Genomic DNA, 16820 nt, shown 5'->3' with positions numbered 1-16820 from the left:
ACGACTGACAGAATGACCCAGCAAGCCTCTCTCGTGGCGCTCCGTGAGCGCATCGCCGCCGTCAATGACGTGCTTAATGCAACCTCCGTGCTGACATGGGATTCGCGCACCATGATGCCCGCAGGCGGAGCGGAGACCCGAGGGCATCAGATCGCGACTTTGACCCGGGTCGCACGCGATCTGCTGCTCGCGCCGGAAACCGAAAGTGCGCTCGAGGAGGCCGAACGGGCGGTCGAGGGACTTGCCAACGATTCCGCCGAGCGGCGCATGGTGGAGCAGACGCGGCATGCGCTTGATCACCACAAACGGGTGCCGGCTTCACTGATCCAGGAACGTGCGGCTCTCCGCACGGTCGCTCAGGCGGCTTGGATCGAGGCACGCGCGAAGAGCGAGTTTTCTGTTTTCTCGCCCCACCTTGCCAAGACCGTCGAATTGTCTCGCGCCTATGCCGATTGCATCGGCTGGAGCGATCATCCCTATGACGCCATGGTGTCGATCTACGAGCCGGGCGAAACGGCCGCGAGCCTCAAGGGACTTTTCAAGGAGCTGCGGGCTGGGCTTCTGCCGATCCTGGACGTCGCGCGGTCCCGACCGAGCCCCCGTTCCGACTTCCTGTTCCGCGACTATCCGGAGGCGGGGCAGCGTGCCTTTGGACTGAGCCTCGCAGAAAAACTCGGATATGATCTCCAGCGCGGACGCCTGGACACGACGGTCCATCCGTTCGAGGTTTCGTTCACACGCAACGATGTCCGCATCACCACCCGCTACACCCGCAACTACCTTCCGGCCTCCATGTTCGGCACCGCCCACGAGGTCGGGCATGGACTCTATGAGCAGGGCGTCGACCCTGCCTATACCCGTACGACCCTCGCGACCGATCTCGTGGGGCTCTATGCGGTTGGCGGGACCAGCTTCGGTGCCCATGAGTCTCAGTCGCGCCTGTGGGAAAACCACGTGGTCCGCAGCCGCACCTTCTGGCAGCTGCACTTCCCCGATCTGCAGAAGCACTTCCCTGATCAGCTCGGCGATGTGAGCGCGGAGGAGTTCTATCGGGCCGTAACACGCGTCGAGCCCGGATTCATCCGCGTCGAAGCGGATGAGCTGACCTACGACTTCCACATCATGCTGCGGGCGGATATCGAATGTGCGCTCATGGAAGGCTCGCTGACCATCGCCGAGCTGCCCGAAGCCTGGAACGCGGCGGTGAAGCGCGATCTCGATCTCATCGTGCCGAACGATGCGAAAGGCGTCTTGCAGGATGTGCATTGGTCGACGGGCTATATCGGCTCCTTCCCGACCTATACCGTCGGCAACGTCATGGGTGCCCAGGTGATGGACACCCTGCGCCGACAGAACCCCTCGCTCGATGCCGCCATCCAGGCTGGCGAGTATTCGACCCTGGCGGAAGAGCTGCGCACCCGGATCTGGCAGCACGGTCGTCGGTTCAGGCGTGACGAGCTGCTGGAGCGGGAATCAGGACGAGGCCTCGATCCTTCACCGTACCTTGCCTATCTGCGCGGCAAGTATGCAGTATGACAAACCGGCTCACTCCGTTTCCTTGTTCTAAATGTCTTGACTATAGTCCTATAATCGGAATGGAGAATGGTGAATATACATATAACTCGGTAGGGCTGGATTAACTATTCCGGCAGTATTGTGGAGGAATTCATAATACAAGCTGGGGCTCTATAGTGTTGAAGAGGGTTACATTGCCTGTGAAGATCATGGCGTTGGTCGCCATCGTTATCTTCTCGACGGCTGGAACCATGTGGTTGGCAGCGTCGCGCCAGATCTGGTCCGATCTGGAGGCACAGCAGCAGAAAAAGGCAGAGCAGTATCTGCGCAGTCTCTCGCTCGTCTATGCGGCACGCATGTCGGGCGCCGAGGCGAGGATCGAGGGTGGACGGGTCGCACGCGTCATGAGTCCCTCGCTGGCAGATTACAAGGACTTTTCCGTCGTCGACGATTCCGTGTCCTATGTAGGCGGCAACGCCACGATCTTCACCTTCGATGCGGCTCAGGACAAGTTCATCCGTCGTGTCACGACTGTCAAAAAGGAGAACGGAGAGCGAGCGGTCGGTACGGCGCTTGCACCCGACAGCCCGGCTCAGACCTATATCCGTCGCGGCGAGGCGTATTACGGTCCAACCATCCTGTTCGGTACACAGTTCTACACGGCCTATCAGCCGACCTTCGACAGTGCCGGGAAGGTAAACGGCGTCCTCTATGTGGGCGTGCCTGTCGCGGACCTGCATGGAGCCTATTCGTCGACTATGACGATGCTGACCATCGCAGCCGCTGCAATTGCCGTTCTCGCCTGCATCGGTGCCATGCTGATCGCCACGCGTCTGTTTCGTCCGCTGCGAGCGATAACCGTCCGTGTCGAGAGACTGGCTGAAGGTGACCTTGAAAGCTCTATCGGCTACCAAGACAGAAGCGATGAAATCGGCGCTGTGGCCAAGTCTCTGCAGATCTTCAGGGATGCCTTGATAGCTCAGAGAACGGCAGGCGAAGCGGTTGCCGTCGAGCAGGAGGCGAAGGCACGCCGTGCCCAGATGCTGGACAAACTTGCGCAGCACTTCGAAGCCAAGGTGTCGACGCTCACGCATAGCCTAACCGTTGCGGCATCGGATCTGGAAGCAACCGCACAGTCCATGACGTCGGTGGCCGACAAGGCGACGCACCAATCCGTCGGTGTCGCTTCAGCCTCGCAGCAGACTTCCGCCAATGTGCAGACCGTCGCGGCTGCCACGGAGGAGTTGTCCATCTCGATTCGCGAGATCTCGTCCCAGATTGCTCAATCGTCCAGCATCGCCGAGCGGGCCGTCGTCGATGCAGAGCGCACGAACGGCATTGTGCAGATGCTGGCAGGTTCTGCCGGGAAGATCGGTCACGTAGTGCAACTCATCAGCAGCATCGCTTCTCAGACCAACCTGCTGGCGTTGAATGCCACCATCGAAGCCGCTCGGGCCGGTGAAGCTGGCAAGGGCTTTGCGGTAGTCGCCTCGGAAGTCAAGGAACTCGCCAATCAGACGTCGCGCGCAACCGATGAAATCTCGGCGCAGATCGCCAACGTGCAACATGTCACGGCCGAGGCCGTGCAGGCCATCCAGGCGATCGCCGGGACCATCGGTGAGATGTCCCAGATCTCGGTAACGATTGCGGCCGCGATAGAAGAGCAAGGTGCGGCCACAGCCGAAATTTCCCGCAATGTGCAGGAAGCGGCTCGCGGCACCGAGGTCGTGACGGGAAGCATCGGGGAGGTTCGCCAGGCGGCCGGCGACACAGGCGTAGCGGCATCCCGGGTGCTCTCGTCAGCGCAGGAGCTGGCGCGACATTCGGTCAGCCTCGGACAGGAGGTCGGTCACTTCCTTTCCGGCGTCAAAGCCGCCTAATTTCGATCATCGACTGAAACGAACAAACCGCAGCGGATCGATCCGCTGCGGTTTGCCTTTAATGCTCGACTTTATCGGCCGAATGGCCCGTACGCCAATAGGCGACGACCTGATGCTCCGAGGTCGGGACCTTCCATTCCTTGCGCAGGAGCCGCTTCAGGCAACGGCAGCTTTTCTGCTCGCAGCCGGCCCAGATGAAGCGGCGCGCTTCGTTCGACGGCACGCCAACCTCGCGAACGGCGTTCTCGAGCAGGGATGTCGTTCCCGCCGGAGCGCCGTTCCGATGCATCCAGCGGATATCCAGCGCGGCAGCCGAACGAAGAGGTTGCTCCTCGCTTGCATCGGCAACTTCCAGAAGGACCGTGGCTCGACAATTGGCCGGAAGTTCCGCCAGGATCCGGCTGATGGCCGGAAGCGCCGTTTCATCACCGGCAAAGAGGTACCAGTCTGCCTCCGGAAGTTCGCCTCCCGCTGGTCCCATGGCCCCCACGATGTCTCCCGGAGATGCTTGCCGGGCCCAAGTCGCGCCGGGCGTCTCGTCACCTTCGTGCAGGACGAAATCGATGTCGATCTCGCCCCGCTCTACGTCGATTTCGCGGATCGTATAGATTCGCATCACCAGCCGGCTGTCTCCGCTCGGCCAGACGGGCCGCCCGTCTTCACCCGTTACCGGCCATTGCGGAGCGATGTCGGGTTTCGGGGGAAACAGGAGCCGGACATGCATGCCGCCAGTGGCGAAGCGTGCTAGATCCGGGCCCTGCAGGCGCACACGGCGCATGCGCGGCGTCACGTTGGTGGTGCTGACGACACGCATCTCACGGAAGTAAGGCAAGGGTGATCCGGCAGCCCCATCGCCGGTCCAGGAGATACGAGGCGTCTCACCCTCGGCAAAGCCGAGGATATGCTCCGCGAGGCTCCACTTCACATAAGCGAGGCCGGTTGGGTCAGCTCCTTCGGCGCGAACAACGAGACTCCCGTCGTCCGCTTCGACGGCTGCGCTGCCGTACACGAAGTCCAAACGGGCGGAGCGCTCGAAACGTTCCACTCGGCCGTGTTCGACGAAGTGCCCGCAGAGTTTGTCCATGACCTGGATCGCCCCGGCCAGTGCAACTCTGGCCTCGGCGCGAAGGAAGGATGATGTCATCGTTCGTTCCATGACAATGGCGCTCCAACTATCGGTTTCGACGTAGGAGCCAGATCAGATACGGCCCGCCGATGAGCGACGCGAAAAGACCCAGCGGGAGTTGGTAGGGGAAGGAGACGACCCGGGAGAGCCAATCGGCTCCGGTCATCAGCCCGGCGCCGATCAGAATCGCGGCCGTGAGCTGATGATGGGCTCGGCTGAAGCCGACAAGGCGCGCCATGTGGGGTGCGACGAGCCCGACGAAGCTCAAAGGACCGACAATGAGCGAGGCCGCAGCCGTCAGGCCCGCGGCGAACAGGGTGAGTGTCATGCGGCTCGTTTGAAGTGGGAGGCCGACCGCGCGCGCTTGGCTGGAGCCAAGTGGGAGGATTTCGAGCCAGCGGGCCGTGAGAGGCAGAGGACCCAGCAGGACAATGGCGGCCGTCATGGCGATCGACGCCTCCGTCCAAGTGACCTGTCCGGTCGAGCCGCTGATCCATGCCAGGAGCTGGAAGGCGCGGGCGTCTCCCGTGATCATGGCGGCATTGACGAGGGCGTTGCAGAAGGCTCCGGCGGCAAGGCCTCCGAGCAGGAGGCGTTCTGCGTTGCTCTCCTGGCGCCTGGCGACCGAGAGCAAGCCGATCAGGGCAGCGAAGACGCCGATCATTGCGCCGATCAGTCTTGCACTCATGGTCGGCGCGGGAATTGTAAAGAGAACGGCGGCCAAGCCGACGCCGGCACCGGCGCTGATGCCGAGCACTTCCGGGCTCGCCAGGGGATTGCCGGTCATCCGCTGCAAAATCATGCCGGCCGCAGCCAGCATGGCCCCGGCCGCAGCTGCGGCCGCTATGCGTGGCGCACGGAAAGGGAGGAGGTCATGGAGAAGCTGCCCCGTGGCGAGGTTCCAGCCGTCAGGCCCGCGCCCGATGAGGAGCGCCACGGCGACCATGCCCAGGACCAGGAACAGGATCGCAAACAGAGGAGCGAGCGGCTTGCCAATCCGCCGAGCCGGTCGGGGAGGGGCGAACGTGGAAGCATGGTGGGCGAGCCGTAGGCGCGGAAGCAGATAGAGGAGCAGCGGGCCTCCGAGCAGCGCCGTGGCTGCCCCCGTCGGCACCGTCTCGGCCGATCCGCCGGCCGCGAGCTGAACGAGGCCGTCCGTGAGCCAGAGGATAGCAGCCCCGATGAGCGGTGCGGATACAAGGATTTCGCGCTGCGTGCGTGCGCCGCATAGCCGGGCGAAAGTTGGTGCCGCGAGCCCGACGAACCCGATGACGCCGACCTCCGCCGTGACGGTCGTCGCGAGCCAAACGGCGACGGCGAGAGCCAGGAGACGCAGGAGCAGGAGGTTGATGCCTAGGCCGCGTGCGCTCGCATCATCAAGGCCGAGGATCTCCAGCGGCCGGACCATCAGGAAGGCTGCGATCAGGCAAAGGGCGAACGTGAGCGCAATGGTCTGAGCATGGTCCCAACCCTGCTGCGTGAGCGAGCCGCTGCCCCAGATGAGCAGGGACATCATGTACTCGCCGTTCGCGAGGATCAACGTCGCGCTCAGGGCCATGGCGATCAGAGACATCACCATTCCGGCGAGGACGACCGTGATCGGTTCGAGCCCGCGCTTCCAGGTCAGGAACATGATAATCGCAACGATGGCCACTCCACCGACGAGCGCGACCGCCTCGCGCGCGGTGTCCATCAGGGCGGGCGCAAACAGGGTGGCAGCCGTCATGGTGAATTGCGCGCCCCCCGAGATTCCGAGCGTCGATGGATCCGCAATGGGATTGCGCAGCACCTGCTGTAACAGGGCTCCGGAGAGTCCGAGCGCGGCACCGGACAGCAATGCCACCGCTGCACGGGGGAGAACGCTGTTGATGAGGAGAATGCGATTGAGATCGAAGCCCTGGCCGCCCGACAAGGGAAGCAGGCTCAGGATCTGATACGCGCACAGGTCCAAGGCAAGGAAAGCCATCAAAAGCCATGCGAACGCGGAGGGGGCCTTTGCCATGGTCCTAGCCATGTGTGATCTCGCGGTTCGATAGCGCTTCGCTGAGGACCCTTGCGAAACGCCGTGCGGCGGGGAGCGCGCCGAATGGATTGACGGGCGGCAGCGTCACCACGCGACCTTCGCTAACGGCCGGAAGAGCCCGCCACAAAGGACTGTTGTCAAGCGTGCTGCGGGCGTCCGGAGGAACCGGCGGTATGACCACAATCGATGCCTCAGGCACCTCTGCGAGAGCCTCAAGAGGCATGGGAGCCGCTGCCGCATAGCTGGTAGGCTTGGGCCACGCATTCCTGAGGCCGAGGCGCTGAAGCACGTCGCCGAACATGCTGTCGGGACCGAAGACTCTGAAGTGGCGCGCGTCGCCGAGATTGATCAGGAAGACGGGATGCGTCTTATCGGCAATGCGCTGGTTCGCTTGGGTGATCTCAAGGTTCGATGCAGCCACATAGGCTTCTGCCTGCGGGCTTCGTCCGAGATATTCGCCAAGTGCCAGTGTGACCTGCTCCGCTGGTGCATAGGGAGGACGGCCAGGTTCGTAAACCGAATAGGACGCGACAGGAGCGATCCGTTCCAGGTTGTCCTGCACCCATGTGAACCAGCCCGAGCTGACGATCAGATCGGGATTCGCGAGGCGCAGCATTTCGAAATTCGGCGAGCCTCGAAGACCGAGATCGGCCACTTGCGGCGGCACGGCCGGCTCGACTGAAATCTTTTGAAACTGCACGAGTTCGGTTGCCGCGACTGGCACGATATCCAATGCGAGCAAAGTCTCGAACATGGCCCAATCGAGAACGGCAATCCGCCGGAATGTTCTCGCCCGCGCCTTGACGACGAAGAGGGAGCCGATCGCGGCTCCAAGAATGCTGCGGCGGGGCAGCGCGAATGCATTTTGTGCGGAATCGGGCTGCATTGGCATTTGGCGTACCGGGAGCATTCCTTGATATTCTGTGGTTTGTATCAATACTTATAAGTACATAGATATTACTGCGTGGCCTGGGCGTGGAGACGAGGTTAGCTTTCCTATTGCTACTATCCTTTGCCTGGGTCCAGTGAGCCGGTCTCAAGGCTCGCTCGACACCGGGTTGATGGACTGGGAGCCCGGAGGCGTCAATAGATTTTTCGATAAACCATAATTATTGCAGAAACTTAGAAAATTTCTAAATAACCCGCTCCTCATGGGCGAGAGCAGCATCACCTATGTGAATTGGCTCCTCACGTCGCGGCGCAATGGGTCATGGCCGACGTTTCCGGATGATTCCAGGCACCCGTCGTCTGGTGGAGTTCACGAGTGTAAGCCGCAGTTTATAACAGCTGTAAAGAGTGTATCGGCTGATTAAAACTTTTCTAAGTTGCAGTTTAGAGTAATTGAAAAACATAATTCTTGATTCGACTTTTCGGAAACCATAGTGGGGAGGCGGAGCCGCAATCCGGTGATTGCGCATGCACGGGGCCGAAAGGATCTCCCTGTGATCGAAAGCCTTGGGGGCATTCATGAATGGTCGTTATGCGTTGAACATGGGGGTGAGCCTTGTCTCGCTTGCCGTGATGGTGGCATCGAGTGGGTCCTCCCTGGCCCAGACACGGCCCGCGCCCGGCGAAATCGCCTTGGAAACGGTCACCGTCGAAGGGCAGGTCGGTAGTGGGACCGGGCCGGTGAACGGTTATGTCCCCAACCGCACCACGACAGGTTCCAAGACCGATACGCCCATCGAGGAGATTCCGCAGTCGGTATCGGTGATCGGTCGCGAGGAGATCGAAGATCGCCAGGCGCAGAAGGTCGACGAGGCTCTGCGCTACACCTCCGGCGTCTTCGCGCAGCCTTATGGGCTCGATTCGGACACCGACTGGTTCTTCATCCGCGGCTTCGATGCGGGACAGACCGGCGTCTTCCTGAACAGCCTGCCGCTTTACCAATATGGATTCGGCGGGTTCTACATCGATCCGTTCGTCCTGGAGCGTATCGAAGTGCTCAAGGGGCCGTCTGCGGCTCTCTATGGCGGCTCGTCCATCGGCGGTCTCGTCAATCTCGTGAGCAAGCGTCCGACGACCGAGCCGCTGCGCTATGTCGAGACAGGCATCAACTCGTGGGGCAACGGCTATGCGGCGTTCGATTTCGGCGGCGCGCTCGACAAGGATCGGATCTGGTCCTACCGCCTGACCGGAAAGGTCTCCGGCGGCGGCTGGGAGACGGAGAAGGCGGACGATTTTCGCGGCGTGATCGCGCCTGCTCTCACGTTCCGGCCCGATGCCGGTACTGAGCTTACCGTGCTGGCGTCCTACCAGAATATGGACCTCATGCACACGGGCGGCTTCCTGCCCTATGTAGGCACGGTCGTTCCCGCACCTTACGGCCGCATCTCTCGCCGCTTTTACTACAGCGAACCCGACATCGATCTCTACCGCCGCGATCAGTCGATGATCGGTTATGAATTCGAGCATGCGATCAACGACGTGTGGACGCTCAAGCAGAATTTCCGCTACGCGCACACGGATTCGAAGGAGCGCGGTCCCTATCCCTACGGCTATCTCGACCCGGCGACCGGCTTCCCGGTCGCGGCGCCTGTTTCGCCCGAGTTCCTGCTCTATCGCATCGGGTTCAACCACCACACGGTGGTGAACACCCTCTCCATCGATAACCAGGCGGAGGCGAAGTTCGTCACGGGGCCGCTCGATCACACGCTGCTTCTCGGGCTGGATTACAAGTACTACAACATCGATCATATCCAGGCGTCCGGCGGCGGCACGCCGATAAGCCCCATCAATCCGATCTATGGCGTGCCTCAAGGGCCGTCGGTTCCCTATCTCGATCAGAACCTGACCATGAACCAGGTCGGCTTCTATGCCCAGGATCAGATCCGCCATGGGGGCTGGATCGCAACCCTCAACGGGCGATACGATCACGTGTCCACGAAGAGCACCGACAGGGTGGGCGCGGCCAATTTCAGCGAGGAGGCCGGCGAGTTCAGCGGCCGCCTCGGATTGGGCTACGAGTTCGCCAACGGCGTGGCGCCCTATATCGCGGTGTCGCGCTCGTTCAATCCGGTCATCGGGGCCGATTTCTTCGGTCAGGGATTCGAGCCCGAGATCGGCCGGCAATTCGAAGTCGGCGTCAAGTACAAGCCAACTTTCTTCGACGGCCTGATCACCGCCTCGCTGTTCGATCTCACCCGCCAGAACGTCCTCACGTCCGATCCCGAGCATCTCTTCTTCGAGGCGCAGCTGGGCGAGGTTCGCTCGCGCGGATTCGAATTCGAGGCGCAGGCCAACATCACGGCGGGCCTCAAGGCCGTTGCCGCCTTCACGGCCTACGACATCGAGATCACCGAGGATTCCAATCCCCTGCTGATCGGCAAGCGCCCCAATGTGGTGCCGGAGATCCTGGCGTCGGGCTGGCTCGACTACACGATCCAGGAGGGTGCATTCCAAGGTCTCGGGTTCGGCGCAGGCGTTCGCTATGTCGGCTTCTCCTATGTCGACAACGAGAACACCCTGAAGGTGCCCGCCGCGACCGTGTTCGATGCCGCCATCCGCTACACGCGCGAGAACTTCACGGTTGCACTCAACGTCAACAACCTGTTCGACAACGAGTATGTCTCGTCCTGCGATACCCAGTACACGTGCAATTATGGTGCCGGTCGCGTCGCAACCCTGAAGGCGAGCTACAAATGGTAACGTCCGGGGCGCCGTCTCGCGGCGGCGCCCTCACGCTTGTGTCGAAGTCCATGATCAGCGGTTCTCGTCCCACATCCGACACCGAGGCTCCGCGGTTCGAGCTGACGGATGCCAGTTTCGCGATTCCAGAACGTACGTTGCTGCATCCGCTCAGCCTGACTTTGCCGGGTCGGCGTGTGATCGGGCTGATCGGCCACAACGGTTCGGGAAAATCGACGCTGATCAAGCTGCTGGCCCGCCAGCAGTCGGCGACCGGCGGCACGGTGGCGTTCGAAGGAAGGGCTCTGGCCGAGTGGGGCGAGCGGCCTTTTGCCAGGCGGGTCGCCTATCTGCCGCAGCAGACCCCGCCCGCGTCCGGTATGCTCGTCAAGGAGCTCGTGGCGCTTGGCCGCTATCCATGGCATGGCCCCCTGGGCCGGTTCGGACCGGCCGACCGCGAGAAGGTGGGGGAGGCTATGACTCTCGCCGACGTGGAGCCCTTCGCCGAGCGTCTTGTGGACACGCTCTCCGGGGGCGAGCGCCAGCGGGTCTGGCTCGCGATGCTGGTGGCGCAGGATGCTCGGTTCCTGCTCCTCGACGAGCCGATTTCGGCGCTCGACGTCACCCATCAGGTAGAGGTCCTGGCGCTCGTCCAGCGTCTCTCCCGTGAGCGCGGGCTCGGCGTGGTCGTGGTCCTGCACGACGTCAACATGGCCGCGCGCTTCTGCGACGAGATCCTGGCCCTGAAGGCAGGACGATTGATCGCTCGGGGCATGCCCGACGAGATCATGACGCCATCTCGGCTACAGGCCATCTATGGCATCGCCATGGACGTCATCGCCCATCCCGTCACCGGCCAGCCTGTCAGCTTCGTCCGTTGATCTCTGTCCCCAGCCCGGCTTGCCCTCGATGGCAGCCGGAAGTACCTCTCCGATATGCACCCCTTGCTCAAACGCTTCTTTGCTTATTACCGGCCGCATCGCGGCCTGTTCGTGCTGGACTTCTCCTGCGCGGTCGCCTCGGGTCTGCTCGAACTCGGCTTTCCGATCGCCGTCAAGCTGTTCATCGACACCCTGCTTCCCACCGGCCAATGGGGGCTCATCACGCTGGCCTCGGCGCTGCTGCTCGCGGTCTATGTCCTCAATGCGGGCCTGATGGCCACGGTGACCTATTGGGGGCACATGCTCGGCATCAACATCGAGACGGAGATGCGGCGCAAGGCCTTCGACCATCTCCAGAAGCTCTCCTTCGGATTCTTCGACAACCAGAAGACCGGCCATCTCGTGGCGCGGCTCACCAAGGATCTTGAGGAGATCGGAGAGGTCGCCCATCACGGGCCGGAGGATCTGTTCATCGCGCTGATGACGCTGGTGGGCGCCTTCATCCTGATGTTCACGGTCAATGTGCAGCTCGCCGTGATCACGGCCCTCGTGGTGCCGCTCACCGCCTGGCTGACGACCCGCTATGGCGGCCGCATGACGCGCAACTGGCAGGCCCTTTACGGGAAGGTCGGAGATTTCAACGCTCGCATCGAGGAGAATGTGGGCGGCATCCGTGTGGTCCAGGCCTTCGCGAACGAGGATCACGAGCGGCGCCTGTTCGCCGTCGACAACCAGGGCTATCGCAGGACGAAGCTCGAGGCCTACCGCATCATGGCGGCCTCGACCTCGCTCAGCTACCTGAGCATGCGCCTGATCCAGATGGTCGTCATGGTCGCCGGCAGCTATCTGGTGATCAAGGGTGATCTCAGCGCAGGCGGCTTCGTCGGATTCCTGCTGCTGGTAGGCGTGTTCTTCCGGCCCATCGAGAAGATCAATTCGGTCATCGAGACCTATCCGAAGGGGATTGCCGGTTTCAGACGCTACATGACGTTCCTCGATACGCGCCCCGACATTGCCGACCGTCCCGGTGCCCGGGATGTGGGCAAGCTCAACGGCGACATCGCGTACAGGAAGGTGCAGTTCGGTTACGCCCCGGAGCGCCCCATCCTCAAAGGCCTCGACCTGACGATCCGCGCCGGCGAGACCATTGCCTTCGTCGGCCCTTCGGGCGCGGGCAAGACGACCATCTGCTCCCTGCTGCCGCGCTTCTACGAGGTCGACAGCGGCTCCATCGCCATCGACGGGATCGATATCCGGGATATGACGCTCCGGTCCCTGCGCAGCCAGATCGGCATCGTGCAGCAGGACGTGTTCCTGTTCGCCGGCACGATCCGTGAGAACATCGCCTATGGTCGGCTCGAGGCCAGCGATGCCGAGATCCGGGAAGCAGCGCGAAGGGCCCGGCTCGACGAGGTGATCGCCTCCCTTCCGGCAGGTCTCGACACCATCATCGGCGAGCGCGGCGTCAAGCTCTCCGGAGGGCAGAAGCAGCGCCTCGCCATCGCGCGGATCTTCCTCAAGAACCCGCCGATCCTCATCCTCGACGAGGCGACGTCGGCCCTCGATACGGAAACCGAGCGGGCGATCCAGCAGGCTCTCGCGGATTTGTCGAAGGGGCGCACGACCTTGGTGATCGCCCATCGCCTCGCGACCATCGTGAATGCGGATCGGATTGCCGTCATCGACCGTGGCGTTATCGTGGAGCAGGGCAACCACCAGGAGCTTCTGGCCCATGACGGCATCTACCGGCGCCTGAGCGAGGCGCAGTTCGCCTGAGGTCAGGCGCCCGCCGCGTCGGACCAGTACGTGCGGCTGCGGGCATTGACGGGCGATCCGGCCACCTCGTTCAGGGCGAGGATCGCCTCATGGAAGCGTCGCGCCTCGTCCGGGCCGATCAGGATTCTCAGGCTGTGGATGATCCGGGTGATGCGCAGGTGGTTGTGGTCGTAGCCGGTGAGCCACCAGCGCGTGTCCCGATAGAACCGGAGCATCCGCTCGGTCGCCCGCTCAAGAGTGTCCTGGGCGGTCCGGTCTGCCCTGATCGCGTCGATCTCGGCCTGCGTCAGGACCGGGGCGCCGGGTTGGGCGGCGCTGCGGGTCGGAAGCGGGAACAGCCACTGGATGTAGTCGTGCACCTCTTCCAGCCGATCGTCGGTAAAGGCCAGCACATCGGTGACAAGGCGTCCTCGACCGTCGCGCCCGGTTCCGGCGAGAAACGCGTGTAGTGGTCCTGTCGTGGATAGAGCCATGGCCGTGCCTCCGGTGAGAGGCGGAGCTTAGACCGCCGGGCGATCTCAGGCCAGAAGACTGACGAAGAAGCGGGCGCAGACGAGCAGGAGGAAGATGCCGAAGGCCACCTCAAGCCGGCGCTTCGACAGCCGATGTGCAAGACGTGCGCCGACCGGTGCCATCCAGGTGCTGGTGGGGATGAACAGCACGAAGCCGAGAAGCGAGACATAGCCCAGGGCGAGCGGCGGTTGGAAGGCAATCACGTTCGGGTAATCGGCCATATGTGGCCAGCCGGCGTAGATGTAGCCGATGGCGCCGGGAATGGAGATCAGGATGCCGAGTCCGGAAGAGGTCGCCACGGCCTGATGGATCGGGCGATTGTAGAAGGTCATGAACAGGTTGGAGAGCTGGCCGCCACCGATGCCCATGAGCGCCGAAAGGATGCCGATGAGCCAGCCATAGGCCACCATGATGGGCTTTGCCGGCATGTCGAGACCGAAGCGCCACGTGTCCTTGCCGAAGAGCAGGCGAACGGCCGAGATGCCGGCCACGACCACGAACACCGCCTTGAACAGATCCGCCGGGGCAAAGCGGGCGATGATGCTGCCGATGATGACGCCGAGAACCACCGGCACGGCCCACACCCTTAGGATGCTCATATCGACGGCGCCCTTGGCCTTGTGGGCCGAGAAGGAGCGCAGCGAGGTCGGGATGATGATGGCAAGCGAGGTGCCGACGCAGAGCGGCATGCGCACTTCCTCGGGCACTTCCAGAATACGGAAGAGCTCATAGAGGATCGGCACGGCGACCGCGCCGCCGCCGACGCCGAACACGCCGGCCAGCAGGCCCGTGATCGCACCGGCTGCCAGGAGCGCGACCACGAGCCACGCCAGATCGAACAGGGGAATGCCAAACATCGGAAGATCCATCGGAGGGAAGCAGATCGCCGTAAGATCTTTTCGATCCACCGGCAAGCTACACTATGGCAGGGGATGCCTTACGGCTTCGAGCTTGCGGCTCTCCGCTCCTGATACTTGAGCGCCCGCTGGTCGATCCACGACCTGTCCGTGATGCCGCCCGGGTTGGCGCGGGTCGCCATGGCGTCCATGAAGGCGAGGAAACGTTCATGGGCGACGCCGTACAGCCGGCGCAGCTCGTCCAGCGGTTCCGGGTGATCGTCAACGCGCAGGTCGAGCATGGGATAGGGCTCGTCCTGCCAGACCTTGATCGCGGCGGATTGCTTGCCGCGTTTGTCGCCGCCTTCGGCTTGACCGGCATCGAGCGCAGCCATGAGGCGATCGGCGAAGGGCATGTCCATGCGCCGCTTGTAGGTTTCGAGCGTCGCCTCGATGACGGTCGGACCGGCCAGCATGTTGCCGGCGACCGAGACACCTTCATCGGTCAGATGCCCGCACCAGTCGATGCAGTCCGACCCCGTATGGGCGGCCGTACGGCCGTCCCGGTCGATCACATGAAGCTGGCGCGATCCACGGCCGGGGTCCTGGGCCGTGAGGATCGTGACGATCTCCTCGGCGCTTCGTCCCTCGGCCAGAAGCCTGATGCCGTCGATGCCGTAGAGGGGATTGACGAGAGCCTGCGTGGCGAGCGCACCGATCCGCGCCGCGCCGTGGGGGCAGAGCGCTCCCACGGCGAAGAACTTGGTGGTGACCGCGACGCCGAAGGCGCCGGTTTCAGGATCCTTGGCGATGATCGACCAGGTCATGGCATGCCCTCAGCGTCCGACCGCGTAGGCCTGCATGAGCCGCGGAGTGGCGGCGCCGTGCAGCAGGCCGTCCTTGTCGCGGCTCGCCGCCACGAGGCGGCCGACCGTCCAGGCGGGCGCGACCTCGACCTCGTGGCCGCGTGCGCGCAGATCGTCGAGCACCTCCGCACCGAAGGTTTCCTCGGCCATGAGGTGTCCGGGCTTCTGCTCGCGCGGATAGAACGAGGAGGGGAAATGCGCCGTGTGCGACATCGGCTGGTCGATGGCCTCCTGCAGGTTCAGGCCGTGATGGGCATGGCGCAGGAAGAGCAGGAGCTGCCACTGCTCCTGCTGGTCGCCGCCCGGAGAGCCGAAGACCATGTAGGGTTCGCCGTCCTTCTCCGCGAGGGTCGGGGTCAGCGTGGTGCGCGGACGCTTGCCCGGCGCGAGGCTCGCCGGAAGGCCCTCTTCGAGCCAGAACATCTGGGCGCGGGAATTGAGCATGAAGCCGAGTTCTGGAATGACCGGCGAGGATTGCAGCCAGCCGCCGGACGGCATGGCCGCGATCATGTTGCCGAACCGGTCCACCACATCGATATGGACCGTGTCGCCGCGGCGCGCCGAGCGCATGGATTGAAGGGTCGGCTCGCCGCCCGACACCTTCTTGTCCGTGGTCGACAATTCGCGCAGCGCCTTGAGCGTACGCTCCACCTGGGCTTCATAGCCCTCGACACGGCCGGGGCGGAGTTCGAGAGAGGCCTTGTCGGTGATGAGCTTGCGCCGCTCGGCGTTGTAGGCATCTGACAGCAGGGTCTCGATCGGCACATCGACGAAATCCGGATCGCCGTAATAGGCCTCGCGGTCGGCGAAGGCGAGCTTCATGGATTCGACCACCGTGTGGATGAATTCGGCGCTGGTCGCCCCCATGGCGGCAAGATCGAAGCCCTTCAGGAGCGCCAGCGTCTGGAGGAAGACCGGGCCCTGGCCCCAGGGTCGAATCTTGTTCACCCGGTAGTTATGGTAGTCGTAGGTCTGCGGCGCGTCGTAGCTCGCGGACCAGTTGGCCATGTCGTCGGCGGTCAGCACGCCGCGATGGCGCGAGCCGCTCTGGTCCATGACTTCCGTCTTGCGCACGAAGGCGTCGATGGCCTCGGCCACGAAGCCCTTGTAGAAGGCGTTGCGCGCCGCTTCGATCTGAGCCTCGCGGTCGCCGCCCTTGGCTTCGCCCTCGCGGATGATGCGCTTCCAGGTATCCGCGAGTTGCGGATTACGGAACAGCTGGCGCGGCTTCGGAACCTCGCCGCCGGGCAGGAAGACGGCGGCCGTCGTGGGCCATTCCGTCTCGAAGAACTCCTTCAGGCCCTTGATGGTGTCGGCCACGCGCGGCAGCAGGGGATGTCCCTGTTCGGCATAATAGATCGCAGGTTCCAGCACGTCCCTGAGCGAGAGCAGGCCGTGGTCGCGCAGGAGCAGCATCCAGGCATCGAAGGCGCCGGGCACCACCGTGGCGAGGAGGCCGTTGCCGGGAATGAGCTTGAGGCCCTCGTTCTTGTAATGCGCGATGGTGGCGCCTGCCGGAGCCGTGCCCTGGCCGCAGAGTACTTCGACCTTCTTGGTCTTGGCCGAGTAGAACACGGCCGGCACTTCGCCCGACGGTCCGACCAGATGCGGTTCGACCACCTGCAGCACGAACGCGGAGGCGACGCAGGCGTCGAAGGCATTGCCGCCCTTTTCGAGCATGGACATGCCCGCGGCGGATGCGAGCCAATGGGTCGAGGTGACGATGCCGAAGGTGCCGAGGATCTCTGGCCGTGTCGTAAACATGATGCTTTATCCG

The 16820-nt window shown here is 63.2% G+C and carries 12 protein-coding genes; 5 read left to right on the top strand and 7 right to left on the bottom strand.

The window, feature by feature from the left end:
* The first annotated feature begins 12 nt into the window (after positions 1 to 12).
* Together DDF70_RS09030 and DDF70_RS09025 are read left to right on the top strand one after the other, a co-directional pair.
* A complete protein-coding gene (locus DDF70_RS09030; RefSeq protein WP_114944538.1) occupies positions 13 to 1536 on the top strand; it encodes a carboxypeptidase M32 in 1524 nt (507 codons plus the stop codon).
* A 179-nt stretch (positions 1537 to 1715) separates the two neighbouring features.
* Complete coding sequence (locus tag DDF70_RS09025; protein WP_245435426.1) at positions 1716 to 3395, top strand: methyl-accepting chemotaxis protein; 1680 nt, start codon at positions 1716 to 1718, stop codon at positions 3393 to 3395.
* 58 nt (positions 3396 to 3453) lie between these two features.
* On the opposite strand, the gene DDF70_RS09020 is transcribed toward DDF70_RS09025, so the two are convergent.
* From DDF70_RS09020 to DDF70_RS09010, 3 genes are read right to left on the bottom strand one after another with little or no spacing between them, the layout of a single operon-like run.
* Positions 3454 to 4539, bottom strand: coding sequence for a siderophore-interacting protein (locus DDF70_RS09020; protein WP_114944606.1), 1086 nt, complete (start codon positions 4537 to 4539; stop codon positions 3454 to 3456).
* A gap of 28 nt (positions 4540 to 4567) precedes the next feature.
* Positions 4568 to 6523 (bottom strand): Fe(3+)-hydroxamate ABC transporter permease FhuB, encoded by a 1956-nt coding sequence (fhuB, locus tag DDF70_RS09015; protein WP_281024352.1) that lies wholly within the window; start codon positions 6521 to 6523, stop codon positions 4568 to 4570.
* Between the two features lie 4 nt (positions 6524 to 6527).
* A complete protein-coding gene (locus tag DDF70_RS09010; RefSeq protein WP_114944535.1) occupies positions 6528 to 7430 on the bottom strand; it encodes an iron-siderophore ABC transporter substrate-binding protein in 903 nt (300 codons plus the stop codon).
* A 581-nt stretch (positions 7431 to 8011) separates the two neighbouring features.
* Here DDF70_RS09010 and DDF70_RS09005 point away from each other — a divergent pair.
* Genes DDF70_RS09005 through DDF70_RS08995 form a run of 3 tightly spaced genes read left to right on the top strand, consistent with a single transcriptional unit; the run spans position 8012 to position 12828 of the window.
* Entirely contained in the window at positions 8012 to 10192 is a 2181-nt protein-coding gene (locus DDF70_RS09005; RefSeq protein WP_114944534.1) for a TonB-dependent siderophore receptor, read from the top strand.
* A gap of 50 nt (positions 10193 to 10242) precedes the next feature.
* Positions 10243 to 11052 (top strand): ATP-binding cassette domain-containing protein, encoded by an 810-nt coding sequence (locus tag DDF70_RS09000; RefSeq protein WP_245435425.1) that lies wholly within the window; start codon positions 10243 to 10245, stop codon positions 11050 to 11052.
* A gap of 54 nt (positions 11053 to 11106) precedes the next feature.
* A complete protein-coding gene (locus tag DDF70_RS08995) occupies positions 11107 to 12828 on the top strand; it encodes an ABC transporter ATP-binding protein (RefSeq protein ID WP_162820298.1) in 1722 nt (573 codons plus the stop codon).
* A 2-nt stretch (positions 12829 to 12830) separates the two neighbouring features.
* On the opposite strand, the gene DDF70_RS08990 is transcribed toward DDF70_RS08995, so the two are convergent.
* From DDF70_RS08990 to DDF70_RS08975, 4 genes are all read right to left on the bottom strand, one after another.
* Positions 12831 to 13301: an opioid growth factor receptor-related protein gene (locus DDF70_RS08990; protein WP_114944532.1), complete on the bottom strand. Its 471-nt coding sequence runs from the start codon at positions 13299 to 13301 to the stop codon at positions 12831 to 12833.
* A gap of 45 nt (positions 13302 to 13346) precedes the next feature.
* Entirely contained in the window at positions 13347 to 14198 is an 852-nt protein-coding gene (locus DDF70_RS08985) for a sulfite exporter TauE/SafE family protein (protein WP_114944604.1), read from the bottom strand.
* An 80-nt stretch (positions 14199 to 14278) separates the two neighbouring features.
* The gene (locus tag DDF70_RS08980; RefSeq protein WP_114944531.1) at positions 14279 to 15004 is read right to left on the bottom strand and encodes a DUF1028 domain-containing protein; all 726 of its coding nucleotides are present in this window, start codon (positions 15002 to 15004) and stop codon (positions 14279 to 14281) included.
* Between the two features lie 9 nt (positions 15005 to 15013).
* Entirely contained in the window at positions 15014 to 16807 is a 1794-nt protein-coding gene (locus tag DDF70_RS08975) for a gamma-glutamyltransferase family protein (RefSeq protein WP_114944530.1), read from the bottom strand.
* Positions 16808 to 16820: the final 13 nt, after the last annotated feature.

This window comes from Microvirga calopogonii (assembly GCF_003347665.1).
GTDB lineage: Bacteria > Pseudomonadota > Alphaproteobacteria > Rhizobiales > Beijerinckiaceae > Microvirga > Microvirga calopogonii.
Note: the sequence above shows the minus strand (reverse complement) of the source record. Positions and strands in the feature narration are given on the sequence as shown.